We start from the raw sequence: 22,961 nt of genomic DNA, 5'->3' as shown, positions 1-22,961 counted from the left end.
TCTTTGAATTTATTGTCAGAACTCTTAGCAAAAACAAGCCTTTGCGTGATATAATGCTTTTTGGTGTAAATGTTTTCAAATTGGGGGTTTTTTAATGCAACAAACGTTTTCAACGTCTCAAAAAGTTAAGCAGTTCGTTTTTATTTTATTTCCGATATTGGTCACCCAGTTTGGAATGTTTTCAATGACTTTTTTTGATACGATGATGTCAGGAAGAGTTAGTGCAGATGACTTGGCAGGGGTAGCAATTGGTTCGAGCTTATGGGTGCCTGTTTTTACAGGGCTAAGCGGAATTTTAATGTCTATTACGCCAATTGTTGCACAGCTGGTGGGAGCTAATCAAAAGAAAAAAGTTCCGTTCTCTGTCATTCAAGGGCTTTATGTCTCCATTTTAATGGCCGCTGTTATCATTTTAATCGGCTTTTTTGTTGTTAGTCCTATCTTAAAAGGAATGAATTTAGAAGCAAACGTGATGCGCATTGCCAAACAGTATTTAATCGCTTTATCTTTTGGTATTATTCCGCTTTTTATTTATACGGTTTTACGAAACTTTATTGATGCTTTAGGGCAAACTCGTACGTCTATGCTGGTCACCATTTTAGGGCTTCCGATTAATGTGGCTTTAAACTATGTATTAATCTTCGGTAAGCTGGGCTTCCCTCACTTGGGTGGAGTAGGCTCTGGTTATGCAACGGCCATCACATATTGGTGCATACTTGTCATATCGATTTTAATTATTCATAAAAAAGAGCCTTTTTCTAGCTTCGGTTTATTTAAAAAATTTCACCGTATCTCATTTTCTGCCTGGAAAGAAATATTAAAAATTGGTTTACCTATCGGTTTTTCCGTATTTTTCGAAACAAGTATTTTTTCAGCTGTCACGCTGTTTATGAGCTCATATAATACCATTACAATCGCTTCTCACCAAGCAGCTATTAATTTCGCCTCATTTCTCTATATGATTCCACTGAGTATTTCGATGGCTTTAACAATCGTTGTAGGATTTGAAGCGGGTGCTAAACGGAATCAGGATGCACGAAGCTATAGCAGAATTGGTATAACAATTGCTGTTGGCATGGCTTTTGTTTGCGCAGGTCTTTTATTTACTCTTCGAGAATCCGTAGCATCTTTATATACAAAAGATGCAGAGGTACTGGCATTAACTTCTCACTTTTTGATTTATGCAATTTTCTTTCAGCTTTCTGATGCTCTTCAAGCTCCTATTCAAGGTGCGCTGCGAGGATATAAGGATGTAAATGTAACCTTTTTAATGTCCTTGGTATCTTATTGGGTAATTGGTCTACCTTTAGGCATTGTGTTAGCAAAATACACCGATTTGCAGGCGTTTGGCTATTGGGTTGGACTAATTGCTGGGCTCGCTGCAGGAGCAACAGGACTTGCGTATCGTTTGATAAAAATACAAAAAAAGCAGCTGCTAGAGGAGGATAAATCTTCTCGAACGGCTTAAACCAAAAAAGAACGTTCTCAAAAGAACGTTCTTTTTTGGTTTAAAGATGGATGGATATTCTTCCTTATACTAAGACCTAAAACTTCTTATTTATTTAAGGTACGCTCTAACTCTTGTAAAAGCTGTTCCGCACCTTTTTTACTTAACACAACGTTTCCATTACCAAAGGTTAAGTTTTCACGCGTAATTTCCCCAGTTACTAAGCAAGCACCATACGGGCTATACTTTTGTAAAATAATAATATCTTCATCAACATATATTTCTACTGGATCACCTGTGTTGATATTTAAAATACGGCGCAATTCAATAGGAATTACTACGCGACCCAATTCATCTACTTTTCTTACAATTCCTGTAGACTTCATAAAATCCATTCCTTTCATAGTAAACAAATAATATCTTCTCGATACAAATCTAGTCAAATTCGTCAGAGTTGCTAAAACCAAAATGCTTGAATGATGGTCTGATAACGGTTTATAAGTTCTTAAAATATGGCAAATAACGTATTAAATAGATTTATATACACTTTGTATCATATCAATTCGTACACTATTTATGAATAGTGCATAATCTTTAAAATCGAATTCATCCATATATGTTAAAAGTGTGTATTTTATCCATAATATAACTATATATCCATCTTTTACACTACTTTGTACCCATTTTATAACTTTTATTCCGACATAAGACGACAAAATCAGCTATAGAAAAAACGTGTCTTTTCTAACTAAAGACACGTTCATTTGGACCCGAAGTTGTCACGAATAGCTTTTTGAATCATAGCTTCACACCGCTCCAGCTCTACTTTTAATTGTTTTTTATATAATTTAGCTTTCTCTTCTCCCTCATTTGTAAATGTATAATAAACCACTTCTTGAAGCTTCATTCCTTCTTTTTTACGCTTCACCTGTTTGAGGACACCGTCTTCAATCAAGTCATGAAGAGCTTTGTATACCTCAGAATGATTAGGTTTGAATCCAAAAGGTCGAAATTCATCTCTCAACACATCTAATAACCGAAGGCCATACAGACGCTCTTGCTCCGTCATTGTAATCATATATAATTTTAAGAAAGCACGTTGTTTTAATAGAAAACCACTGGATGTACGCTTTTCTCTCATCTCAACTTCCCCCTTCACATACTTGCTTTCATTTAGAATAATAGAAAGCTCTATACGTAATTATACTTTTTTTATTCTACATAATCCTTCTTTTTCACTCAAAATCTCTTTTTTTCCTCACATTTTTTCACTTATTTACGCATTTTTCTCATTCTTTGTAAGCAGGCATTGAATTTTCTTTTTTTCATATATATAGAAGGAATTTACGTGAATATAAGGAGGGGTTCCTTTGAGTAAAAAATATGAAGAGATTGATTGGGGTTCAATTCAGCATAAGGTAGAAGATATGCTTGGAAATCACTTTTGGAGCGATTTAAATCACATCTTGCCAAAGCGATTTCCAAACGTCGATTTATATGAAACCGATAAAGAAGGCATTATCGTCGTTGAAGTTCCTGGACTACATTCCACTAACGACATTCAAATTAAGTTGGACGCAAATATATTAACAGTTGAAGGGAACGTTCCTTATGCTTATGAAGCATCTAAACAAAAGCTAAAGCTGAACGAACGCCATACAGGCGTATTTTCTCGCACGGTCAAACTTCCTTTTCACTACACGGACGAACCAGTTCGCGCTAAGTACAAAAATGGTTTATTGGAAATTCGACTGAATAAGATAGAAAATGATCAAACCATTGCTATACAGTTTGAAGATGATTAACTGCACGTAACAAAAACCCTTCTGCTAGCAGAAGGGTTTTTGTTAGAGCGCTGAACTTAACACAACGTTTCCTTTTGGCGTCTTATTATTCGCGTTCGGTTCTAAAGTAATGGCCATAACATCCCACTTTTCACTCTGTTCTTTTTGGCTCATCGTATAGACCACTGTCCCATTTCCATTTTTATCTGTTACAAAAGCACCTGCCGGGTGAGGCTTATCACCTTTTATGAGCCATACCTGATAGACTTCATTCCCTTTTACATTTTTCAAGTTATTCGCTTGAATGACCACATTTAAATTTCCACCTTTTTTCGTCAGAGATGCTGTTGCTTCACCAGAAACATTCGGCTCTGCCTGCAGCTTCATCGTTTTCTCAGATGTAAGAGGTTCATTTTGAGGAGCAACCGAAACATTTGGTTCTTGTTTGCCTTTGTCTCCATCTTTCAACAGAAAGTAGCTGTTTCCTACAAGGGATAAAATAAGTGCCGCAGCTAATCCAATAATGACGGATTTTTTATTTGATTTCTTAGACGCAGCATATTGTTTTTCATTTTTTAAAGCTATTGATTCTCTCTTTGTCTCACCTTGATCTTCTTCGAATACATTTGCAAGTATTCGCTGTTTCATTTCTGGAGGAGGAGATTGCTCTGGTGTCAAATACGTTAGATCTCCAAGAACTTCCTCCAGTTCTTTTAGTTCATCCTGACAGCTTTGACAGTTTTTTAAGTGCATTTCAAACTCTTTTTTCTCATGGGAAGTCAACTGATCATTATAGTAATCAATTAGTTTATCGCACATACTCATGAATCAGCTCTCCCTTCTGCATCGGTACCTAAATATGTTTTTAATTTCCGCAACGCTAATCGCACCCTACCCTTTACTGTTCCTAATGGGATTTGCTGCTCTTCTGCTACTTTTTGCTGCGTTAATCCTTTAAAATAAACGGATTGAATAATCTTTTTTTGGTCTTCAGACAATTTTGATACAGCGTGCCGTACTCTCTGCTGTTCTTCTTTCCACTGAAGGTGCTCGTCAATCTGAGGATGATCATCTTCAATAAAATCAAAAATTTCTTCTGAGAAAATAGGATCGTTTTTTCTTTTTCTCACCATATCAATCGCGGTGTTTCTTGTAATCGTAAACAGCCATGATGAAAACTTCCCTTTTTCATCGCTGTAAACTCCCTTTCCTCTCCACAGCTTAATAAATACTTCTTGAACAGCTTCTTCAGCAATATCAGAGCTATTTGTTAACCGGTATACAAACGAATAAAGAATTCGCTCGTACTTGTCATACAGCAGTTCAAGGGCTTTTTTGTCTCGTTCTTTTATTCTATTGTATAAGACAACGTCGTTTTGCTCTTTCATACCCTTCTCCTTTAACTCTTATGAGTCCTTATTATATAATCGAATTACCTTTGCATTTGGATCACTTTCACATCTTTTAAACGTACCTTTATTTTTCAAAAATGACAAGTAATTATACTTTTTTTATGGAATAGGAGCGAAATTGTCCAATGAAACATTTGATTCTTTTTGATGGCATATGTAATTTATGTAACAGCAGTGTTCAATTTATTATTAAACATGATGAACAAGCTTTGTTTTCTTTCGCCTCTCTTCAATCAGATTTCGGAAAGCAGCAGCTCGCCTCTCACGGCTTACTTCCTGAGCAATTAGACAGCATTGTATATATCCATGGAAAACAAAGATATATAAAATCAACGGCTGCTTTAAAAATCGCCAAGCGCTTAGATGGACCCGTTAAATTTTTATATGCACTTATTATCATTCCTGCGCCTATTCGAGATATCGTATACAACTGGATCGCTCGCAACCGATATAAGTGGTTTGGCAAACAGCAGCACTGCATGCTCCCAACTTCTGATACAAAAAAGCGATTTGTCGATGACTAAAAAAGCTCGGCACATAGAGAAAAAACGATTCCAAAGAGGCATATTTTTATGTTAAGAAAGTCTATTCATAAAAAAATCCGAACTGATTCAACATTCTAATGAAAGAATGCTGAACTATAGTTCGGATTTTTTATCTAACATATGGTTGTATGAGCTTTTTTAGCTTCCACCCATTGCTTTTTTATTCGTTGCTTCAATTGCCTGCTTCATTGTTAAGAAAAAGTCTTGTTCTTTCATCACTTTTAATCCTTCGGCAGTAGCGCCGCCTGGAGTTGTTACTTGCTCTCTTAAAGACGCAGGATCTTTGGTTTCATGCAGCATTTGTACAGAGCCATACATCATTTGAATAACTAAATCTTTGGCTGTTTTTTCGTCCACACCGTAAGCAGTCGTTGCATCAATTAACGATTCTGCAAAATAATATAAAAACGCAGGTGCACTGCCAGTTACAGCCGTTAGCTCATGTACTTCTTTTTCTGAACACTCATGCGCTTCACCAATTCCTTTTAAAATCATTTGAAGCACTTCTTTATGCTCTTTTGTTGCAGAAGTTCCAAGTGTATACAGGGACATCGATTGCCCAATCATAGCAGCTGTATTTGGCATAATCCAAGCGACAGGCGTTTCCTGAGGAAGGTGGTTTTCTAAATAACTCGGACCAATTCCTGCAGCTAACGTTACAACAAATTGCTGATTTAAATGAGTCGAAAGTTCCTTGAGAACGGAAGGATGCGCCTCGGGAGGCATCGCTAAAATAATAACGTCCGAATTGTCAACTTCTTGGCGCCAATTTTGCGTCGTTTGTACGCCGTACGTTTTTTCAACTCGCTGTAACCGACCGATATCTCCGTTGTTTGACATCACCACTGCCTCAATACTATCAGCGCTGCTCGTAACCAAGCCAGCCGCTACGGCTTCAGCCATTCGTCCTGCTCCAATAAATAAAATTCGCTGTTTTTTCATCTGTTACTCCCAGTTATATGTCCAGAATTCTTCTCTTGTTAATAGACGTTCCATTTGCGGATAGTCAGATAAGCGATCGAAGTCAATTGCGTTCATCATTCCTTCTGTTTGAGAACGATGGGCTTTTAACGCTTCAATTTTTTTATCTTTCATCGCTGTTACATCAAAAATAACATCTGGTTCTCCAATATGTTCAATACGATCTTTTGAAAACGCATGACACCAAACAACCGGACGCTTTTCTTTTGGCATACGTTTTACCGCTTGGATCGTAGCTGCTCCCGTGGCATTATGATCAGGGTGTACTGCAAAGCCAGGGTAATGCGTTAAAATGTGAGTCGGCTTTACATCGTTAATAATTTCTTCAATTTTATCTGCAAAAACATCAATATCAAGAAATTCTAGCGTTTTATCACGAAGCCCTAGCATACGCAAGTCTTGAATGTCTAAAACGTTTGCTAAATCTAAAAGTTCTTTTTTTCGGATTTGAGGTAGAGTTTCACGGTTAGCAAACAGCGGTCTACCCATGTTTCGTCCCATTTCACCTAGCGTAACACAAGCATATGTAACGGGCGTTCCTTTTTGTCTAGCTTGCGTGATCATTCCTGCTGCTCCATATGCTTCATCGTCAGGATGCGGAAATACAATTAATAATCTTTCTTCCATGTTCTATTCTCCTCTCTTTTCTGTTATGAAAACGGATGTTCACTTAATTGAAGGGCAACTGCTAAACGACCTTCAAAGTCATGCCCTGCTAAAAGAAGTCTGCCTTCTTCATCAATTTCCCAATCTGTTAATCCCTCTGCATAAATCCATCCTAAATCAATTTGAAGACCTACACGATAAGGACCTTCTCCAGTTATCTTTCCGTTTGAAATAGTGACTTTACCATTGCGAATAAAAGCCCCAACTGTCATTACTTTTTCATTTACGTGTGAAGCATATGCACCGTTTGTCGTTTCAAGGTGTACATATACGTCTTTATTTAAAAATGTTTGTATTTTTTTTTGAACTGTTTCTTTATGAATTGGTTGCACGCTTGTTACTCCTTTCTCATGTTCATAAATTGTATTGTACTAAAAATCAGGAGCGAATCCTAATGTTTAGTTCTAGACTTTGAATTTCTTTATTCCATCGTTCATAATCATACATAAATGTTAATTCTTCCCAATTCAACATACTGATTTCTTGAATGTCTATAATAATCTCAGCGAGTTCACGGCTAAGCATACCTAGTTCTTTTCCTTCTGCTAGCTTTTTTTTGTAACGATTAAAAGCTGGATCTAATTGTTCAATTTGTGCATAAATTTCATGGATAGAGCCATATTGTTGAATAAGAGGCAGTGCGGCTTTTTCTCCTACACCTGGAACGCCCGGAATATTATCAGATTTGTCACCAAGCAATGCTTTTACGTCCACCCATTGACGAGGATGAATATTATATTCTTCTTGAAAGTGCTTAAAGCCATAAACAAGATCGCCAACCTGCTTTTTAGCAATAATTTGCGAAATATGTTGATCTAGGAGCTGAAGCAAGTCTCGGTCGTTGCTATAGATGTACCCTGGACTTTGCTTTTCCTTACTCCACTTGCTTGCAAGTGCTCCAATTAAATCATCTGCTTCATAAGAAGACAATGACATTTGATAAATGCCTACTGTATCAAAAAATTGCTTTAACGTTTCGTACTGCTGAATCAGCGGATCAGGCAGCTCTGCTCTTGTTTGCTTATATAAAGCGTATGTATCTTTACGTTTTGTATCCTCGCGTTTAACATCCCAAGCGACGAAAATATGGCTTGGCTCATATTGGTGAATCAATGCATGCATTTTTTGAATCGTTACTCTCAGGGCATTCGTAAATTGGCCCTTACTGTTTCTTGTCAACGCTGCTTCATCTCTTCCATAAGAAGTAGCAAAATAACAGCGGCTTAATAAATTAAATCCATCAATTACTAATAGTGTTTCGTTCACATAGTCACGTCCTTTGAAAACTTTGCTCCTTTAGCTTTTAGAGCAAACATACTATAGCACTTGTTCTTTGCACGCGTCAATGAAGTGCACAAAGCTCAAAACCCGCCCATTTTTTTCTCTCAATGTAAATGTAGTATAAAGATGTTAAATTGTTGTTATGATTTATTCGTTTGACTTTTAGAACTTTTGACTATCCTATAAAATGAGGATGAAAGATCAATCCTACAAATGAAGGTGAAAAAAGTGAATAAAAACACGATGATTAAAACATTAAAAGTTATATCTGTTGTGTCGCTTCTCGCTTTGTTATTTATCATTGCTTATGATCGTTCCATGTCTACATCCATGATTATTTTGTTCAGTTCGCTCATTTTCTTTGTATTTGTACTTAGCGACTTTTTTTTCGATCGCAAGCCGTGGGGATTAAAAGGCCTTCAATTATATATATCACTGATGTTATTCATCATTGCCATTTTTGAAATGCATCAAGTTGTCAGTTCACTTTGCGTTATTTCCATTATGGCTCTACCAAAAGTTATTGACGAATTAGCTTAAGCGCGAATGATAAATGATAAAATCCATGATCACAATGATCATGGATTTTATTACGTTTTGAGTAATTTTTCAGAGATGCGAAGAGCTTCTTCTATGCCAAATTTACGCACTAAACTGATGGCTTCCTTTATTTCTCTCTTTTTCAAATCATGAGTCGGATTTAAATTTAACAACACTTGAATAACAACTAAATCCCGCATCGTAAACATCATATTCTTTTTCATATCTCGCTGAAATGTATACTGTTCTTTTAAGAGCCGGTCACTTATTGCTAACACTTTCGACTCCGGAAGATGTAGCTGCGCTCCTGCTTCTTGACAAGACCACAATTTTTTCACTCGATCTTCAGCATTCATATTTGCGACTCGTGCATATGTAATATCGCTGTTTTCTTGACGAATCTCTATCTCTTTTAACGTTGGCTTTAGCACCGTTTTTCGCTTAGAGACTTTTTTCTTGTTAACTCCTGTATCCCTGAGGACTCTGCCGTGAACGGTGTAAATGTCGTATTCATTTTCTCTTTTTACATCTTGTTTATTGTATTTTGGAAAATAACCATTCACAAGCATCGTTCTCAACATATCTAATTCTTTTTTTAATCCATGAACTTCAATATATCCAACCGCATGAATTTCTTTGTGGAATTTTTTTGTATTGCTAACACCTTTTCCTGCAACGTGAGCTCTTACTCTTTCTGATAGAGAGCCCGTCGTGGTTCCGATATACAAAAGCCGGCCGGGTTCATCAAAGAAAAAATAAATGCCAGGAGCGGAAGGTAATTGTCCCATTTCTGCTGTACTTAGCAGCTTTTGCAATACTTGCATGACTGCTAAATCAATTTTTGCTGTCATTATTTTTGATAACCTTTTAACATTTCTTCATATACTTTTAGATGCGTATGTACAGTTTGAAGAAGCGGTACGTGTATAGACGATTTTTCAGCTAACTTCAGCAAATATCCTTGAAGGTGGTCTCCTTCAATTTGAGAGCTTTTTTCCATGTCGCGCTGCATCGATGACTTCATGTCATACGTCATTTTGTCCATCGTATTCATATGCTGTTCAATGATTCCTTCGGCTAATGGTGCATCGTAGGCCATCATAATATTTTCCACTTCTTTAAAAAGTTCTTGCACAAATTGACGCCCGCCTTTTGCTGCTAAAACTGGTCCAACAGGTGCGCGCATAAGAGTAGTCATGCCTGACATAACCGTAATAAACAAATACTTATGCCACATATCCTGTTCAATATATGAACTTTTCACAAACGAAGCTTTTGTACCACTGAACGCTTGCTCAATCAGTTGTAATCGTTCTGTGTCCTTCTGCTTAAATTCACCAAATACAAGTCTGTGAGCAGGACTCGTCTGGACGACCTCTCCATCTTGGTTTAAAGTAGTTTCAATAAAGCACAGCCCTCCAATGACTTTCTCTTCCCCAAAAGCTTCCTGCAATGGAGCGACATGAGCCATACCGTTTAACAAAGGTATTACAACGGTCTGATTCCCTACAAAAGGACGGACATCTTCAATTGCTTGTGTAAGATGATAAGCCTTCGTTGTGAACAAAATAACATCATAAGGTCCTTTTACCTCAGATTTTGTAATAGCTTGTACAGGTGAAGTGAAGTCACCGTGTGCACTTTTAATCACAAGTCCGTTTTGTTCCAGCTCTTTTTTTCTGCGTTCTCTGACAAGGAAAGTAACATCTTCTCCTTTTTCCACAAGCCTGCCTCCAAAATAACCGCCAACGCCGCCTGCGCCTAAAACTAATATTCGCATAACTTTTGCTCCCCTTTTCTTTTTCTTTTATTGTAGCACAGCTAGTTTGAAATTTTATAATATTCTTATTTCATTGTATTTTGAGTTTTCTACAAAAGATAGCCATAGCGCTTTTAAAGTTGTTATAATGAATACAAAAAAGCATAAAAATTTACGTTTAGACATTTATCCCCTCTTGGATATACGATTTACCAACCCTTAATCGGAAAAATTCCGATTTAAATAATGTTATTTACATAGGAGAGACTGAAATGAAAACAGAAATCTACATTTTATCTGGATTTTTAGGAAGCGGAAAAACAACGTTGCTTAAACAGCTGCTTCAGCAAGAAAAAGATCGTAATCGCAATATTGCTGTTGTGATGAATGAGCTTGGCCAAGTTTCGATTGACTCAAATGAAGTAGAAGAAGACACGCCGTTAAAAGAATTGCTAAATGGCTGCGTGTGCTGTACGATTCAAGGTCAATTTGAAACGCAGCTTCATTCACTTTTACAGGAGAACACATTGGATGCTATCTATATAGAAACAACGGGAGTTGCCCATCCCATTGAAGTATTAGATGCTTGTATGTCTCCTCTTTTTGCGCATCAAGTTACGATTAAAAGTATTATCACCACACTGGATGCGACAAGATGGAAAGAACGTGGTTCCTTAAGCATTCAACTTCAAAAACTTCTTCAAGAACAAGTAAAACATGGGGATGTAATTTTATTAAATAAAACGGACATGCTGTCTGAGTCAGAAAAGTCTTCCCTGCTTTTTGAGATTCAATCCATTAACGCTAGTGCAAGGACATTATTAACGACATTTTCCCGCGTGAAGCTTGATGTGATTCAAAAAGCTCAGCTGTCTCAAAAACAGCCGCACCATAAGGCTCATGTTGAAGATCATCTTCATTTGAAAACATTTGTATATGAGTTTACAAAAAAAGTGGATCTTGAATTATTTGAAAATTGGCTGCGCCAAATGCCAGATACCATTTATCGCATTAAAGGCTACATGCGCTTCACTCATTCGAATGATACGTATTCGTTTCAATATTCATACGGCATGCCTCTATATATGAAAGAAATGATGAAGCTGCCCACCACTCTTGTCTTTATAGGTGAAAACCTCGATCACGCTAAGATGAAACAAGAATTATTTAATCTTGAACAGCAATCTCATTAAAAATCCCGCTCTAGGCGGGATTTTTTTATTACTTATAAACAGGCATTTTGTACTCTGCGCAAAATTTCATATGCACGATTTCCGGCTAACTCTGTCAATTCTTCAAATTTTTCATCTCTTTTCAAATCGAGTTCAATAATTTCTTTTGCCAGCTCAATAATCTCTTCTTTTTTCAATTGTTGCACAGCCATGTAAAACGCCCTTCCCTTTTAGAATTTATGTATATTCTCACATTTATTTTCTATTCATCATTTTGAAAGCAAGTGATTAACCACAAGGCTTTATCCTGTATGGTTAACCACTTGGGATCGAGTTAATCATTAGTTTATAGGACTCTTTTCCCTATTTCATTATTTATGTCACTTTTTCTCACATAGTAATTCAAAAATATAACATATATATGTTAGAATGTATTACATGTTATAATTTTTTGTATTTTTTTCCTTTATAATAACATACTACTACGTACTCAGGGGTGAGGGAGATTGTCTACGAATGAAGCGTCATATCGAGATAAAAAAGTCATGTCTATTGGGATTGTAAAAGAATTAACCGGTTTATCAGAAAGACAAATTCGCTACTATGAGAAAAGAAGCCTGCTCTTTCCGGACCGAACCAATACGGGTATCCGGAAATATTCGTTTTCAGACGTCGAACGATTAATGGATATTGCCGATCGTATAGAAGAAGGAGTTCAAACGAGTGAAATACGCACAGAACTGGCTAAAAAAGATGAAGCGAGAAAAATGAAAGAAGTAAAAAACCAAATGCTTCAAGGTCAGTTGAACGCTCATTTCAAGCGGAAGCTATAAAGTATACATACGGTGACTTTTCCGTCTCCGTTTTTATTTCTTTACAGCAGACAAAAAAGCGCATATCTAAAGATATCCGCTTTTTTGTCCGTTAAGCTGAACGCCCTTTAAAGAATTTCGGCTGATGAGAGCTCATGAACTTAGTTTTAGATAAAATGAACATAACCGACCCGCCCCAAATGAACAAAAAGGCAATCATTTCCACGCTAGAAAACGGTTCGTGATACACGAATACCCCTAATAAAAGCGTCATGGTAGGAGCAATGTACTGCAAAAAACCGACCATCGATAGCGGAATAAGCGGGGCTCCTTTAGCGAAATACAATAGTGGCATAGCTGTAGCAACACCGCCTCCAATTAAAAGAGCACTCACATCAAGCGACTGAAGGGAAAAACTTGAAGATCCTTTCACTAAAAGAAAAATAAAATAAATAACTGCAATAGGTGCAACCATCATCGTTTCAATCGTTAATCCTACTTTTGCTTCTAACTGAATAGTCTTTTTTACAAGACCGTACAAACCAAAGCTAAACGCTAAGCTTAATGATACCCATGGGATATGTCCGTATGTAACTGTCATAACGATAACACCTATAGCAGCCAATCCAACAGAAGCACCTTGCCAAAAATTAAGCTTCTCTTTTAAAACGACTATGCCAAGCAAAATACTAACGAGCGGATTGATGTAGTAACCTAAACTTGTTTCAATAATATGATTATGGTTAACCGCCCAAATGTAAACGAACCAGTTGATGCTGATTAGCACTGAAGCCACAAATAAAATGACCGCTTGTTTCGTATTACGAAATAATAAACCAAGCGTCTTCTTTAAAGAACTCATTTGCTTTGTCACAAGCAAAAGTAAAAGCATAAAAATAAATGACCATATAACGCGGTGAGCGAGTATTTCATTCGCATTCACCTCGCCAAGAAGCTTCCAGTAAAGCGGAAAAAGCCCCCACATAACGTAAGCGCTGGCTGTATAAACAATACCTGCTCGTTTAGAATCTTGATTCATTTCTCAACCTCTTTTCTTTATCTCTCTGTCTCTTATCATTATAGATGCATTTACCTCTTTTTTATAGCTTTATTTTGCCTATCGAAATAGCTCAAAAAAAAAAAAAAAAAAAAAACGATCGCTTTTAGCTCGACCGTTTTTTATACATTATTTTTTAGGTTGTTTAAATACTTTGGCACTGCGAATATACTCTACGTCTTGTACATTTTCTCGCGCGTTAGCGATTCGAGCCGCAGCAAAGAAATAATCGGATAAACGATTTAAATACTGAAGCACCGCCACATTAATTTTATGCTCACGCTGCACGCCAACAACAAGCCGTTCTGCGCGGCGTGTAATCGTCCGACAAATATGAAGCGTTGTCGCTGCAGGTGTGCCTCCAGGTAAAATAAAACGCTCAATGGCCGGCGCTTCTGACATATAGACATCAATGCGCTTTTCAAGTACTGCTATCATGTCATTCGTTACTTTGTACGGATGATCATCTTTTGCAAATGCTAAATCACTTCCACAGTCAAAAAGCTCATGCTGAATCGTAATTAGCTCTTCTTTTACATCTTTTAATGTTGCTTCATCCAGCTGATAAATCGCTTGACCTACAAAGCCATTTAGCTCATCAATCGTCCCGTATGCTTCCACTCGAATATCATCTTTATTTACTCTTCCTCCAATCAAGCTTGTCTGCCCTTTGTCCCCTGTTTTTGTGTAAATGTTCATTGTATTTCCTCCTTCAATCGATTAGCAATTCCGTACCAAATGTGATCTACTTTCTGGGCATGTGCCGCCAAATGCTGATACGCATACCCGCATTCATCTCTCCACTGCCGCTCTATTGGATCTAAAGGAACAATGCCTTTGCCGACTTCAGTTCCAATCACTATTAACTGTTCCCATACACCGCTGTCTCTCCACTTCTGTATGACCTTTTTAACAACAAGATGCGGAGCCTCCAGCTCGCTATGTATTAATTCCTTAACATAGTGCTCAAATCCTTCTAGCACAATGTAACTTTCTTCAAACTCAATGGCCGGTAAAACGGGGTCTTCATACAAACAATGCCATTTTATCGACTTACTGGCATACTGCTGCTTCACCCATTTTCTTTTGCCGGTAAATGCACCGCCGAATACGAAATGCATGCTCTTCTCTCCTTTGCCTGTTTGTATGTGCACGTTACTGAAAAACCTTCTCCATAAGAAAAAGAAACATCCCAAAGCGACGCTGTCTGTTTAAAATGGGACGCAAGTAAACGCAGTGGTCCGCCGTGTGAAACAATAGCAATGTGACGCAATTGCTGACTAGCCGCCAAATCGACCGCTTCTTCCCAAGCTTCCCAAACTCGGTTTGAAAACCCTGAGAAGCTTTCACCATTCGGAGGCGTATGTTCTGCCCAGTGATCGATCCAATTTCTATATGCCCGTATGTTTTTTAAATCTTCATACGTCTTCTCTTCCCAATTTCCAAAATGCAGCTCACGCCAACTTTCCCTTTTAATCACCTGAGATTTAGGAAAAACAATTGAACTTGTTTCTAGCGCTCTTTTTAAGTCACTGGAAATAACGAGCTCCGGCTCTAGAGAAAGCTCTTTTAATTCATTTTTCCCTTCTATACTTAAAGGCGGATCACTCCACCCTATATATTTTTTTTGTTGATTTTCAAGCGTCATGCCATGGCGAATACATGTGATAACCAAAGAATTATCCATAAAAACGTTTCTCCTCCTTCAATGGTTGCACCTATAACATCTCCTGTTACGCCACCAAACTGCGAACGATAAAACCGTATCCAGAGCCATAAAAAACCGGCAAAGAAAAAGATAATGAATTTATTGTCTATAAAAACAATGAAAATAGCAACTAAGAATAGGCTCATGACGATAAATGCATAAATAGACCATTTGGTGACTCCTTTTTGAAAATAAGCAGCAAGCCCCGTATCTTTAGCGGGCTTATCTCTCATAACTAAGAAAGCGGCTCCGATTCTTGGAAGTGTAAAGACGGTTATACATGCCCAAACCGATAAAGAAGAAAGAGACGTTAATTCATAGATTGCACTAAAGCGCAGCAGAAGCAGAACAATAAGAGAAAGAATAGCAAAAGACCCAACGTGCGGATCGCTTAAAATCTGCAGTTTCTTTTCCTTTGACTGATGGGAAAAATACGCATCACTTACATCCATCCACCCGTCTACATGAAGACCACCCGTTAAAACAAGCGGCAAAAGCAAAACTAAAATACTGCTAACAATAGCAGTGATAGGTGAATAGTGAAGCAGCTGTAAAAAGCTATAAAACATTAAACCTAGTAATATGCCAATCCAAGGCAGAACAAAAAGTGAGCGTGCCGTTCTTTTTTCAGTCCATTGAACGGTTTTAGCCAGTGGTAAGATCGTAAAAAACTGAAGAGAGATTCGTAGTATGGCTATCCATTCTTTCATTTGCTTACACATTCCTTTCCTTTTTTAAAACGGGAAAGTCCCGCTTCTACACAAATAGCCACATCTGCTTTTTCTACAATATACTGATGTAATTTCCCTAACATATGCATATAGCTATATGTCGGCTCCTCTAACACGCCCGCTTCAAACAGTTCATTAGATACTAGCACGACCGTCTGAGACTGCGCAAACAGCTTATCGAGCGCTTCTATCATCTGACGAAAAACCTCTTGTTTACCTTCTTTTGTTTGCCACCTTTTTTCGGTTAAAAAAAGCTCATTGGCAAGCCAGTTTGTGACACAGTCCAAGAGTATAGTATCATCACTTCGAAGGTTTGGAAGAATTTGTTGTAAATCTACAGACTGCTCGATCGTTGCCCAAGGCGTGTTCGCCGCTTGACGTTCTGTTTGATGAAGCTGGATACGTTTTTGCATTTCACTATCTGTTTGCCGGCTTGTGGCAATATAAACAGCGCGCTTTGTACAAAAAGTTTGAACCATGTTCTCCGCTGCACGTGATTTGCCGCTTCGAACCCCTCCGCTAATAAAGATGATCATATTTCATCGAGTCCTTGTTTGATTACGTTAAGTAAATAGTCATTTTCTTCTTTCGTTTTCACAGCCAAACGGATATAGCGTCCATTTAAAAATGGGAAGTTTTCAGTATGCCGAGCTACCACACCGCGGCTTGCTAAATAGATAAGCCAGTCGCGCGTTTTAATAGAAGACGGAACGCTGCAAAGATAATAGTTTGTTTGAGACGGAGAAACCAAAAGCCCCCATTCTTCTAGTTGACTCAAGATCCGTTTTCGTTCTTGTTTAATATAATGTACGGTTTTTTTCACAAAATCTTTTTCATCTACACATATCATCCCTACTTGCTGCGACAATCCGTTTACACTCCAAGGAGGTTGTTTTTTAGACATCTTGCTAATAATTTTTTCATTTGCCAAAATATAGCCAAGGCGAAGCCCCGCAATATTAAACATCTTTGTCATCGAACGCACAACAATGAGATGTTCATAGTTTAGAATAAGAGAATCAAATGAAGGCTGATGTTCGACAAAATCAATAAATGCTTCATCAATTATTAAGTATGTACCATGATGAGCAGCAGCTTTTACTACTTTCATCCATTCCTCGTGACTATACATAACGCCCGTTGGATTATTTGGGTGACAAATCCATAGTACTTTTATATCCGGAAGAATACTCATAATCAACTCTATATCCCAGCTCCAGCCATTTTCTTCAGCTAAAGGAACGTATGTCACTTCACATCCATACGCTTTACTTGCCTGTTCGTATTCGACAAACGTCGGCTGTACAATCCCCGCTTTCTCTCCTGAAAATAAAGAAGCAATAAGGAAAAAAGCTTCAGCGGCCCCATTTGTGGGCAGCACTTGGGCAGCGGAAACATGATGATGAGCTGCAAGTTTATTTTTTAGTTCTGTTACTTCAGGATCAGGGTAACTAAACGCAGCTTCCTTGAATTCGTTCCACTTTTCGTGAAGAACAAGGGGAGCCCCTAAAGGATTTGTGTTTACGCTAAAGTCTTTTAGATGCGACAAATTCTCGGCCCCTATTGCTTTTAAAAAGACATTGGGGTTAGCTCCATGTGTAGGTAATAGCACTAATAACTCCTCCTAACAAAAGATAGAATAACCACGTAGCATAGACCGTCCTTTTCATAATGAAAACAGCTTGTTCAATATGACCGGGTTGCAGGGGAATGAGTGGTTCGCCCATTTTTGCACGATTAGATTCTATGCCTTTATATGTATTAAGCCCGCCGAGTTGAATACCTAAAAGGGCAGCCACTGCACTTTCCCCGTATCCGCTATTTGGACTTGGGTGCTTCTTAGCATCGCGCTTAATCAAACTCGTTACATGCCAAAGAGAATATTGGCTTTTTGCTACATTAACAGCGGTCATCACCACTGCAGTTAACCGACTTGGAATATAGTTTAATACGTCATCGGTTTTTGCACTAAAATAGCCGAACAGAAAGTAGCGGTCATTTTTATACCCAACCATTGAATCGCATGTGTTAATAGCTCGGTAAAAAAAGGCTAGGGCTCCCCCTCCTATAAATGCATAAAAAAGCGGAGCTGTAATACCATCACTTGTATTTTCAGCCACGGTCTCTACCGTCGCTCTGGCAATTTCTCCTTCTGATAAACGGTCCGTATCTCGTCCCACAATCATGCTTACTTCATATCTAGCTTTCTCCATATCTCCTAGCTGAAGCGGCTTTTGCACCTTATAAGCAGCTTCGCTTAAGGAACGAGTGGATATAGTAGTCGCAATCATTACGCCCTCTACTAAAACACCTAGTATAAAATGAACTCCGTACAAAGCATGAAGGAATAAAAAAGGAATAACTCCTGCGAGCACCACCATACTTATCACAAGAAGCAATCCTTTGAATCGTTTTCCTGCGCCTTTATTTAATCTGGAATCCATCCAATAAATCCACTTGCCAAACCAGCGAACGGGATGCGGCCAATTTTCTGGGTCACCTATGATTCGGTCAATGAGTAGAGCAATCGTCATGGCTGTCAGGTGTGCAATCATCGCTTGTGCAATACTCATTTCTTCACCTCTTTTCCTTAAGTGCCTGCTCTAAGCTTATTTTTACCAGCTTGGCTACCGCTTGACCTAAAGCGGTCATAGAGCCTGCATATTCATATAATGGTCCTTGCTGAGACGCTGCAACTGAGATACTGTCCGTAGATGTTCCCGTAGCAATCGTCTTTGTAGCTGGATCTATGACACCCAGCTGTGACAGCGTTTTTGTTTTGGCTTCTGTAGCGGCAATAAAAAGCTGTAAAAACGCCGCATCCGTAAGCCTGCCTTCCACGAAAAAAAACATATTAATTGTACCGGGAGAGGAATAGAAAGGGACAGCTTCGTCAGCTGTAATATCCACTGCGTTTCCTACTCCAGCCGTTATCACGGAAGCTACTCTTACTCCGTAGCCTTCATAACAGTAAATCGCTCTTTCTTTTAACCAAACCGCTGTCATCAACCCTACGATTTGCTCATGGCGCACATTTTCTTTCATCAAATATTGCTCATACTCTAAAGAAGGAGTATCTGAATAATAGTCTTTATGAACAAATCGATTGTAAAAGGTGTCCGTTTCCGTGATGCCTGTTCCTAAAACGCCTGAGCTGTATGTTTTATAAGAAGTCTCGGTTTTCATGATTAAAAGCTCAGGCCGTTCTTCAATTTTAAGATGTGAAAAGGGACCAATCCCCTTTTCAATTCGAACTGGAATATGGTCCCTCTTTTTATTTATTGTACACCTCAGGGTATACTGCTTTTGCTAAGTCCTCTAAGCCATCTACAATACGAGGTCCTAAGCGGTTGATTTTGTTTTGATTAACCTTTTCGATGTTCCCCTCTTTTACAGCAGTCATGCTGCTCCAAGCGGGACGCTTCATAATCTCATTTTTGTCTGCATCATACGTTGCGATAATAACGTCAGGGTTTAACTTAACAACTTGCTCTTCAGAAAACTTAACCCAACCCTTTTCACTAGCCGCTACGTTATCAGCACCGATCATAGTAAGCATTTCGTTCATGAACGTACCTTTTCCTGTTGTATAAATCTCAGGAGCTCCCGATACCTCTATCCATACTTTTTTACGATCTTCTTTTGAAATCGTTTTTGCTTTTTTCTCAATTGAAGCTACTTTTTCTTTCATGTCTTTAATTGTTTGATTAGCTTCTTTTGTTTTACCCGTTAATTTACCAATTTGCGTAATAGAATCATAAACCGTATCAAACGTTGTTGAATCTTTTACAACAAATACCGGAATACCCGCACTTTCAATTTGTTTAAATACTTCATCTGAAACGCCCATACTTGAAGCGTGTGCCAGCACTAAATCAGGATTTAAAGCAATAACTTTTTCTGCATTAACGTTCATATCTCCCACCTGCGCTTTTTTCTTTACGCTTTTAGGATAATCATCGTTGCTTGTGACACCGACTAATTCTTTTTCAAGGCCAAGGGCATATACAATCTCCGTATTACTTGGCATTAATGAAACAATTTTCTTAGGCTGTTTTTTCAACGTAATTTCTTTATCACGCGCGTCTTTTACCTTCACTGGAAACGCAGCTTGTGACGTTTGTTCTGTATCTTGCTTCGTTTTTTTATCACTGTTGCTTTGGCTGCCTGCACCGCATGCAGCAAGTACGATGACTAACAGCGCAATAATGGAATACGAAAGCCATTTTTTCATCTAAATACTCCCCCTATATATTGTTCATTGTGAATACGAAACCTCCACGTTAAAGAAAAAGCAAATGATCATGCAAAAAGCAGCGCTATCCCGTTTTTTCCGCTTTGACTATGTATACTGCTCGGCAGCAGCTTCAAAATAAAAAAGCTTTACTTTCAATTGAAAGCAAAGCAGGTAACGTCAAGATAAGCAGGAAAAGAATCCGTTCACTATACTTGATATGTATGTTCATTACCCTGCTTCACCCTTCCTCGAAGGTTTCACAGCTAACAATAAGGCAGGTCTCCTGACTTACGCACAAAGCGCTTACAGTGGCGGGACCGCGCTGGTTTTTCACCAGACTTCCCTTTTCACTCAATCTTTAAATTGAGACCTTATTGCTTTACGATTATTCACTTGTCCTAGTATACCCCACTCATCGAAAAATGGAAATAGCCATTCTCACAAAAAAAGCTGCGAGAATGCTCTCGCAGCTTAGGGAATTAAAGAGTTGCTAAAAATTCACGGACCGCTTCAGGCGTTTTAGCATTTGCACTGTGCAGGTGCGCAATTTTTTCACCGTTTTTATATACAAGAAGAGAAGGAATACCCATTACATTGTTTTCAGCAGAAAGTTCTTCAAACTCATCCTTGTCAATTTTAAACCATGCTTTATCTGTATTTTCGTCAACGATTTCATCAATAAACATATCCAAACGTTTGCAATCAGGACACCACGTTGTCGTAAAAATCCCAACGCTTAGTGTTTCATTCTTAATTTGTTCGCGAAATTGTTTTTCTTCCGTAAATTGTTTCATTGTGTTACCTCCAGCGTCTATTCGTTCCTTCCTACAATTCTATAGTAAGAAGTCTGACTTCATTATAAACGATTTTTTTATCGTTGTGCTAATGTTTCAGCTTATTTAGACCATAACGGTTTTAGACGTAAAAAAATGCTAGCTTAAAAAAGCTAACATTTCGAAATTGTAGAATGTTGTGTCTATTATCAGCTGAACCACTTAGGCGGCATGTTTCGGTTCCAATAAATTTTCCCTAAATCATAATGCTTTTGAAAATTATCTGCGGCCGCATGATAGTGAAAATTAAACCAGTATCCATCTTTTGGAGGATTTTCACGCCGTACATGAAACCGTATTAAGTCCTGACCGGTTTCCCGGTCATATACATGGAAAATCTTTTCACCGTAGCCAGCAGCAGGGTGCTCGCTTATCTCGAGATTCTGAATTGACTGTTCACGTTCAGTGCCAATGTCGGTCAGCACTTCTTCAATTTTAGGTAACACTGCTTGACGAAATTCATCTTCAATGACAGGACCAATTTTTGTTCCGAATTTTTCCACTGACTGTTTTTCAGCTGATTCCATTGCATACGTAACAAATGATGAAACGTCTTCATATTTTGGTTCTTCATATGGCAAATGAATATCTTCTATAACAGCTGTGACAGGAGTTGTTTCTCTTACATACCCTGCTTTATGTTGCTTGTCCGCTTTTGCATCATCAACGTATAAATATTCTGGTGGAGTGACAAGCCCAAATGTAAATACTGTAATAAATACAATTAGCATTCTTTTTATCCATCTAGGCATTCGTATCTTTCCTTTCTCATCTTTTCCCATATGGTCTTTTCATATTGTAAAATTCATTATCATAACTCACTAGGTATTGTAACATACTTATTAATTTTTTACCTATATTTGCTTATTCATTTATGCTGTCTACGGGCATTTGACGACTTTTCAGTTACCACCTTCCTTCTTCTGTTTGAGGTTGTCACACCGAGCGGAAACCTATACAAGATATTCCTTTTTTGCTGGATGCTTAAACAAAAAAGTATTTTTATGTTCAAAAATATATCATACTTTTATGAACTTTAGATGAAATTCATAAAAAAAACTTCCAAAACTTTTTAATTCCTAAAAGGTTTTGGAAGTCTTTTCAATGAGCGTAATTAATTTTACTTTTTTGGTTATTTTTGTATATCAATTGTCCCGTAATGAAATTTTGATGTTTTTCGTTTTTGCACAGTAAATCCATGCTCTTTAAAACGACTGCTTTTCCAATGATCTTTTAGCACGACCTTTTGTTTGGCTACTCTTTTTGCTTCTTGTATAGCCATTGGCGTCAGCGTGGTATACAGTGCTATTGCTTTAATACCGTTAATTCCATTCGATTCCTCAATTTGTTCTTGAAACATAGGATCAAAGTAGACAACATCAAAAGAATTATCTTCACAACACGCCAAAAACGATTCAAAATTTTGATGAACCACGTTTATACGCTTCATTGCATCATTCAACTCTTGTACGTCACTTTCCCAATTTAAAAGTCCTTGTTTGACTAAATAAGCTACATAGCGGTTGCCTTCTAGTCCGACAACTTTCCCACTTTTCCCTACCGCCACGCTCGCCATCATACTATCCGATGCAAGACCAAGTGTACAGTCAAGCACGCTCATTCCTTTTTCTAAACCAGCAGCTTCAATAAACGGATCACGTTCTCCCCGCAGCCATCTCTTCACTCTAAACATAGCGGAATTTGGATGAAAAAAAATAGGTTCTTCTTCACTTTGGACGTGCAATTCTACTCTATTTTTACCGACAACCAGCACGTCTGCCGCTTCAAGATTTTGAAGATCTGCAACAGATTTCTTCTCTCTTGTTACAAAAGGTATACTTAAATCAGCGGCTACTTGTTTGGCTTTTACAATCATCTGTTCATTTGTTCGACCAGCAGTCGTAACAATCACTTTCATAACTCCCCCTACACTGTTTGGCTATTTACATAAAGAAAAAGGATGCCGATAGACATCCTTTTTCTTATAAAGTATATG

The 22,961-nt window shown here is 38.0% G+C and carries 30 protein-coding genes and 1 riboswitch; of the genes, 6 read left to right on the top strand and 24 right to left on the bottom strand.

The genetic code is table 11. From position 1 onward, the window contains the following. Positions 1-94: 94 nt before the first annotated feature. Complete coding sequence (locus CEQ83_RS09785) at positions 95-1,468, top strand: MATE family efflux transporter (RefSeq protein ID WP_028413627.1); 1,374 nt, start codon at positions 95-97, stop codon at positions 1,466-1,468. Between the two features lie 86 nt (positions 1,469-1,554). On the opposite strand, the gene CEQ83_RS09780 is transcribed toward CEQ83_RS09785, so the two are convergent. Then, on the bottom strand, positions 1,555-1,833 hold the full coding sequence (locus tag CEQ83_RS09780) for an AbrB/MazE/SpoVT family DNA-binding domain-containing protein (protein WP_025752053.1): 279 nt from the start codon (positions 1,831-1,833) through the stop codon (positions 1,555-1,557). 374 nt (positions 1,834-2,207) lie between these two features. Further along, positions 2,208-2,588, bottom strand: coding sequence for a replication termination protein (locus CEQ83_RS09775; protein WP_013056721.1), 381 nt, complete (start codon positions 2,586-2,588; stop codon positions 2,208-2,210). Between the two features lie 229 nt (positions 2,589-2,817). Here CEQ83_RS09775 and CEQ83_RS09770 point away from each other — a divergent pair, with 229 nt between their 5' ends. Next, positions 2,818-3,252, top strand: a complete 435-nt coding sequence (locus CEQ83_RS09770) for an Hsp20/alpha crystallin family protein (RefSeq protein WP_013082862.1) — start codon at positions 2,818-2,820, stop codon at positions 3,250-3,252. A gap of 42 nt (positions 3,253-3,294) precedes the next feature. Here the strand turns inward: CEQ83_RS09770 and CEQ83_RS09765 are convergent, their stop codons facing one another. Together CEQ83_RS09765 and CEQ83_RS09760 are read right to left on the bottom strand one after the other, a co-directional pair. Continuing rightward, positions 3,295-4,056, bottom strand: coding sequence for an anti-sigma factor (locus tag CEQ83_RS09765; protein WP_028413628.1), 762 nt, complete (start codon positions 4,054-4,056; stop codon positions 3,295-3,297). Further along, on the bottom strand, positions 4,053-4,619 hold the full coding sequence (locus tag CEQ83_RS09760; protein WP_155017213.1) for an RNA polymerase sigma factor: 567 nt from the start codon (positions 4,617-4,619) through the stop codon (positions 4,053-4,055). Before CEQ83_RS09760 ends, CEQ83_RS09765 begins: the two co-directional genes overlap by 4 nt. A gap of 149 nt (positions 4,620-4,768) precedes the next feature. On the opposite strand from CEQ83_RS09760, the gene CEQ83_RS09755 reads away from it, so the two are divergent. Further along, positions 4,769-5,167, top strand: coding sequence for a thiol-disulfide oxidoreductase DCC family protein (locus CEQ83_RS09755; protein WP_028413630.1), 399 nt, complete (start codon positions 4,769-4,771; stop codon positions 5,165-5,167). 159 nt (positions 5,168-5,326) lie between these two features. On the opposite strand, the gene proC is transcribed toward CEQ83_RS09755, so the two are convergent. From proC to CEQ83_RS09735, 4 genes are read right to left on the bottom strand one after another with little or no spacing between them, the layout of a single operon-like run. Then, complete coding sequence (gene proC / locus CEQ83_RS09750) at positions 5,327-6,130, bottom strand: pyrroline-5-carboxylate reductase (protein ID WP_028413631.1); 804 nt, start codon at positions 6,128-6,130, stop codon at positions 5,327-5,329. Between the two features lie 3 nt (positions 6,131-6,133). Then, positions 6,134-6,796: a bacillithiol biosynthesis deacetylase BshB2 gene (bshB2, locus tag CEQ83_RS09745; protein ID WP_013056715.1), complete on the bottom strand. Its 663-nt coding sequence runs from the start codon at positions 6,794-6,796 to the stop codon at positions 6,134-6,136. 23 nt (positions 6,797-6,819) lie between these two features. Then, a complete protein-coding gene (locus tag CEQ83_RS09740) occupies positions 6,820-7,167 on the bottom strand; it encodes a YojF family protein (RefSeq protein ID WP_013056714.1) in 348 nt (115 codons plus the stop codon). Between the two features lie 46 nt (positions 7,168-7,213). After that, complete coding sequence (locus CEQ83_RS09735) at positions 7,214-8,101, bottom strand: 5'-3' exonuclease (protein WP_028413632.1); 888 nt, start codon at positions 8,099-8,101, stop codon at positions 7,214-7,216. A gap of 243 nt (positions 8,102-8,344) precedes the next feature. Here CEQ83_RS09735 and CEQ83_RS09730 point away from each other — a divergent pair, with 243 nt between their 5' ends. Beyond that, positions 8,345-8,656, top strand: coding sequence for a hypothetical protein (locus CEQ83_RS09730; protein WP_016763842.1), 312 nt, complete (start codon positions 8,345-8,347; stop codon positions 8,654-8,656). A gap of 50 nt (positions 8,657-8,706) precedes the next feature. Here the strand turns inward: CEQ83_RS09730 and CEQ83_RS09725 are convergent, their stop codons facing one another. Both CEQ83_RS09725 and panE read right to left on the bottom strand, forming a co-directional pair. Beyond that, entirely contained in the window at positions 8,707-9,507 is an 801-nt protein-coding gene (locus CEQ83_RS09725; protein WP_028413633.1) for a GIY-YIG nuclease family protein, read from the bottom strand. Further along, on the bottom strand, positions 9,507-10,436 hold the full coding sequence (gene panE, locus CEQ83_RS09720) for a 2-dehydropantoate 2-reductase (RefSeq protein WP_028413634.1): 930 nt from the start codon (positions 10,434-10,436) through the stop codon (positions 9,507-9,509). Before panE ends, CEQ83_RS09725 begins: the two co-directional genes overlap by 1 nt. A 251-nt stretch (positions 10,437-10,687) precedes the next feature. Here panE and CEQ83_RS09715 point away from each other — a divergent pair, with 251 nt between their 5' ends. Next, on the top strand, positions 10,688-11,608 hold the full coding sequence (locus CEQ83_RS09715; RefSeq protein ID WP_014460454.1) for a CobW family GTP-binding protein: 921 nt from the start codon (positions 10,688-10,690) through the stop codon (positions 11,606-11,608). Between the two features lie 32 nt (positions 11,609-11,640). Here the strand turns inward: CEQ83_RS09715 and CEQ83_RS27025 are convergent, their stop codons facing one another. Then, complete coding sequence (locus tag CEQ83_RS27025) at positions 11,641-11,799, bottom strand: hypothetical protein (protein WP_013056708.1); 159 nt, start codon at positions 11,797-11,799, stop codon at positions 11,641-11,643. A 294-nt stretch (positions 11,800-12,093) separates the two neighbouring features. Here CEQ83_RS27025 and CEQ83_RS09710 point away from each other — a divergent pair, with 294 nt between their 5' ends. Next, positions 12,094-12,420 (top strand): MerR family transcriptional regulator, encoded by a 327-nt coding sequence (locus CEQ83_RS09710; RefSeq protein WP_013082852.1) that lies wholly within the window; start codon positions 12,094-12,096, stop codon positions 12,418-12,420. A 91-nt stretch (positions 12,421-12,511) separates the two neighbouring features. Here the strand turns inward: CEQ83_RS09710 and rarD are convergent, their stop codons facing one another. The 13 genes from rarD to CEQ83_RS09645 form a co-directional block, all read right to left on the bottom strand. After that, on the bottom strand, positions 12,512-13,438 hold the full coding sequence (gene rarD, locus CEQ83_RS09705) for an EamA family transporter RarD (protein ID WP_028413635.1): 927 nt from the start codon (positions 13,436-13,438) through the stop codon (positions 12,512-12,514). A gap of 147 nt (positions 13,439-13,585) precedes the next feature. Then, entirely contained in the window at positions 13,586-14,155 is a 570-nt protein-coding gene (locus CEQ83_RS09700) for a cob(I)yrinic acid a,c-diamide adenosyltransferase (RefSeq protein WP_028413636.1), read from the bottom strand. Further along, a complete protein-coding gene (locus CEQ83_RS09695) occupies positions 14,152-14,577 on the bottom strand; it encodes a bifunctional adenosylcobinamide kinase/adenosylcobinamide-phosphate guanylyltransferase (protein WP_028413637.1) in 426 nt (141 codons plus the stop codon). The genes CEQ83_RS09700 and CEQ83_RS09695 overlap by 4 nt, the downstream gene beginning before the upstream one ends. After that, complete coding sequence (locus tag CEQ83_RS09690; RefSeq protein ID WP_155017212.1) at positions 14,529-15,143, bottom strand: histidine phosphatase family protein; 615 nt, start codon at positions 15,141-15,143, stop codon at positions 14,529-14,531. Before CEQ83_RS09690 ends, CEQ83_RS09695 begins: the two co-directional genes overlap by 49 nt. Next, positions 15,101-15,874 carry an adenosylcobinamide-GDP ribazoletransferase gene (gene cobS, locus CEQ83_RS09685; protein WP_028413639.1) on the bottom strand — a complete coding sequence of 258 codons (774 nt, stop codon included), beginning with the start codon at positions 15,872-15,874 and terminating at the stop codon, positions 15,101-15,103. The genes CEQ83_RS09690 and cobS overlap by 43 nt, the downstream gene beginning before the upstream one ends. Beyond that, complete coding sequence (locus CEQ83_RS09680; protein ID WP_028413640.1) at positions 15,871-16,431, bottom strand: bifunctional adenosylcobinamide kinase/adenosylcobinamide-phosphate guanylyltransferase; 561 nt, start codon at positions 16,429-16,431, stop codon at positions 15,871-15,873. Before CEQ83_RS09680 ends, cobS begins: the two co-directional genes overlap by 4 nt. Beyond that, positions 16,428-17,507, bottom strand: coding sequence for a threonine-phosphate decarboxylase CobD (gene cobD / locus CEQ83_RS09675; RefSeq protein ID WP_028413641.1), 1,080 nt, complete (start codon positions 17,505-17,507; stop codon positions 16,428-16,430). The genes CEQ83_RS09680 and cobD overlap by 4 nt, the downstream gene beginning before the upstream one ends. Further along, entirely contained in the window at positions 17,482-18,468 is a 987-nt protein-coding gene (cbiB, locus tag CEQ83_RS09670; RefSeq protein WP_028413642.1) for an adenosylcobinamide-phosphate synthase CbiB, read from the bottom strand. Before cbiB ends, cobD begins: the two co-directional genes overlap by 26 nt. Positions 18,469-18,472: 4 nt before the next feature. Further along, positions 18,473-19,081: an adenosylcobinamide amidohydrolase gene (locus tag CEQ83_RS09665; RefSeq protein ID WP_028413643.1), complete on the bottom strand. Its 609-nt coding sequence runs from the start codon at positions 19,079-19,081 to the stop codon at positions 18,473-18,475. Positions 19,082-19,169: 88 nt separating this feature from the next. Then, complete coding sequence (locus CEQ83_RS09660) at positions 19,170-20,129, bottom strand: ABC transporter substrate-binding protein (protein ID WP_155017211.1); 960 nt, start codon at positions 20,127-20,129, stop codon at positions 19,170-19,172. 259 nt (positions 20,130-20,388) lie between these two features. Next, positions 20,389-20,521: riboswitch (cobalamin riboswitch) on the bottom strand. Between the two features lie 90 nt (positions 20,522-20,611). Next, complete coding sequence (locus CEQ83_RS09655) at positions 20,612-20,926, bottom strand: thioredoxin family protein (RefSeq protein ID WP_013056696.1); 315 nt, start codon at positions 20,924-20,926, stop codon at positions 20,612-20,614. 188 nt (positions 20,927-21,114) lie between these two features. After that, positions 21,115-21,717, bottom strand: coding sequence for a YpjP family protein (locus tag CEQ83_RS09650; RefSeq protein WP_028413645.1), 603 nt, complete (start codon positions 21,715-21,717; stop codon positions 21,115-21,117). Between the two features lie 380 nt (positions 21,718-22,097). Then, on the bottom strand, positions 22,098-22,877 hold the full coding sequence (locus CEQ83_RS09645; RefSeq protein WP_028413646.1) for a class I SAM-dependent methyltransferase: 780 nt from the start codon (positions 22,875-22,877) through the stop codon (positions 22,098-22,100). Positions 22,878-22,961 lie beyond the last annotated feature (84 nt).

It is taken from the genome of Priestia megaterium (assembly GCF_009497655.1).
Taxonomy (GTDB): Bacteria; Bacillota; Bacilli; order Bacillales; family Bacillaceae_H; genus Priestia; species Priestia zanthoxyli.
Note: the sequence above shows the minus strand (reverse complement) of the source record. Positions and strands in the feature narration are given on the sequence as shown.

Excerpts from the sequence above, each read along its gene's own strand:
- CEQ83_RS09785 (WP_028413627.1), top strand. The coding sequence starts at position 95 with ATGCAACAAACGTTTTCAACGTCTCAAAAAGTTAAGCAGTTCGTTTTT.
- CEQ83_RS09780 (WP_025752053.1), bottom strand. The coding sequence starts at position 1,833 with ATGAAGTCTACAGGAATTGTAAGAAAAGTAGATGAATTGGGTCGCGTA.
- CEQ83_RS09775 (WP_013056721.1), bottom strand. The coding sequence starts at position 2,588 with ATGAGAGAAAAGCGTACATCCAGTGGTTTTCTATTAAAACAACGTGCT.
- CEQ83_RS09765 (WP_028413628.1), bottom strand. The coding sequence starts at position 4,056 with ATGAGTATGTGCGATAAACTAATTGATTACTATAATGATCAGTTGACT.
- CEQ83_RS09760 (WP_155017213.1), bottom strand. The coding sequence starts at position 4,619 with ATGAAAGAGCAAAACGACGTTGTCTTATACAATAGAATAAAAGAACGA.
- CEQ83_RS09755 (WP_028413630.1), top strand. The coding sequence starts at position 4,769 with ATGAAACATTTGATTCTTTTTGATGGCATATGTAATTTATGTAACAGC.
- proC (WP_028413631.1), bottom strand. The coding sequence starts at position 6,130 with ATGAAAAAACAGCGAATTTTATTTATTGGAGCAGGACGAATGGCTGAA.
- bshB2 (WP_013056715.1), bottom strand. The coding sequence starts at position 6,796 with ATGGAAGAAAGATTATTAATTGTATTTCCGCATCCTGACGATGAAGCA.
- CEQ83_RS09725 (WP_028413633.1), bottom strand. The coding sequence starts at position 9,507 with ATGACAGCAAAAATTGATTTAGCAGTCATGCAAGTATTGCAAAAGCTG.
- panE (WP_028413634.1), bottom strand. The coding sequence starts at position 10,436 with ATGCGAATATTAGTTTTAGGCGCAGGCGGCGTTGGCGGTTATTTTGGA.
- CEQ83_RS09715 (WP_014460454.1), top strand. The coding sequence starts at position 10,688 with ATGAAAACAGAAATCTACATTTTATCTGGATTTTTAGGAAGCGGAAAA.
- CEQ83_RS27025 (WP_013056708.1), bottom strand. The coding sequence starts at position 11,799 with ATGGCTGTGCAACAATTGAAAAAAGAAGAGATTATTGAGCTGGCAAAA.
- rarD (WP_028413635.1), bottom strand. The coding sequence starts at position 13,438 with ATGAATCAAGATTCTAAACGAGCAGGTATTGTTTATACAGCCAGCGCT.
- CEQ83_RS09700 (WP_028413636.1), bottom strand. The coding sequence starts at position 14,155 with ATGAACATTTACACAAAAACAGGGGACAAAGGGCAGACAAGCTTGATT.
- CEQ83_RS09695 (WP_028413637.1), bottom strand. The coding sequence starts at position 14,577 with ATGCATTTCGTATTCGGCGGTGCATTTACCGGCAAAAGAAAATGGGTG.
- CEQ83_RS09690 (WP_155017212.1), bottom strand. The coding sequence starts at position 15,143 with ATGGATAATTCTTTGGTTATCACATGTATTCGCCATGGCATGACGCTT.
- cobS (WP_028413639.1), bottom strand. The coding sequence starts at position 15,874 with ATGAAAGAATGGATAGCCATACTACGAATCTCTCTTCAGTTTTTTACG.
- CEQ83_RS09680 (WP_028413640.1), bottom strand. The coding sequence starts at position 16,431 with ATGATCATCTTTATTAGCGGAGGGGTTCGAAGCGGCAAATCACGTGCA.
- cbiB (WP_028413642.1), bottom strand. The coding sequence starts at position 18,468 with ATGAGTATTGCACAAGCGATGATTGCACACCTGACAGCCATGACGATT.
- CEQ83_RS09665 (WP_028413643.1), bottom strand. The coding sequence starts at position 19,081 with ATGAAAACCGAGACTTCTTATAAAACATACAGCTCAGGCGTTTTAGGA.
- CEQ83_RS09660 (WP_155017211.1), bottom strand. The coding sequence starts at position 20,129 with ATGAAAAAATGGCTTTCGTATTCCATTATTGCGCTGTTAGTCATCGTA.
- CEQ83_RS09655 (WP_013056696.1), bottom strand. The coding sequence starts at position 20,926 with ATGAAACAATTTACGGAAGAAAAACAATTTCGCGAACAAATTAAGAAT.
- CEQ83_RS09650 (WP_028413645.1), bottom strand. The coding sequence starts at position 21,717 with ATGCCTAGATGGATAAAAAGAATGCTAATTGTATTTATTACAGTATTT.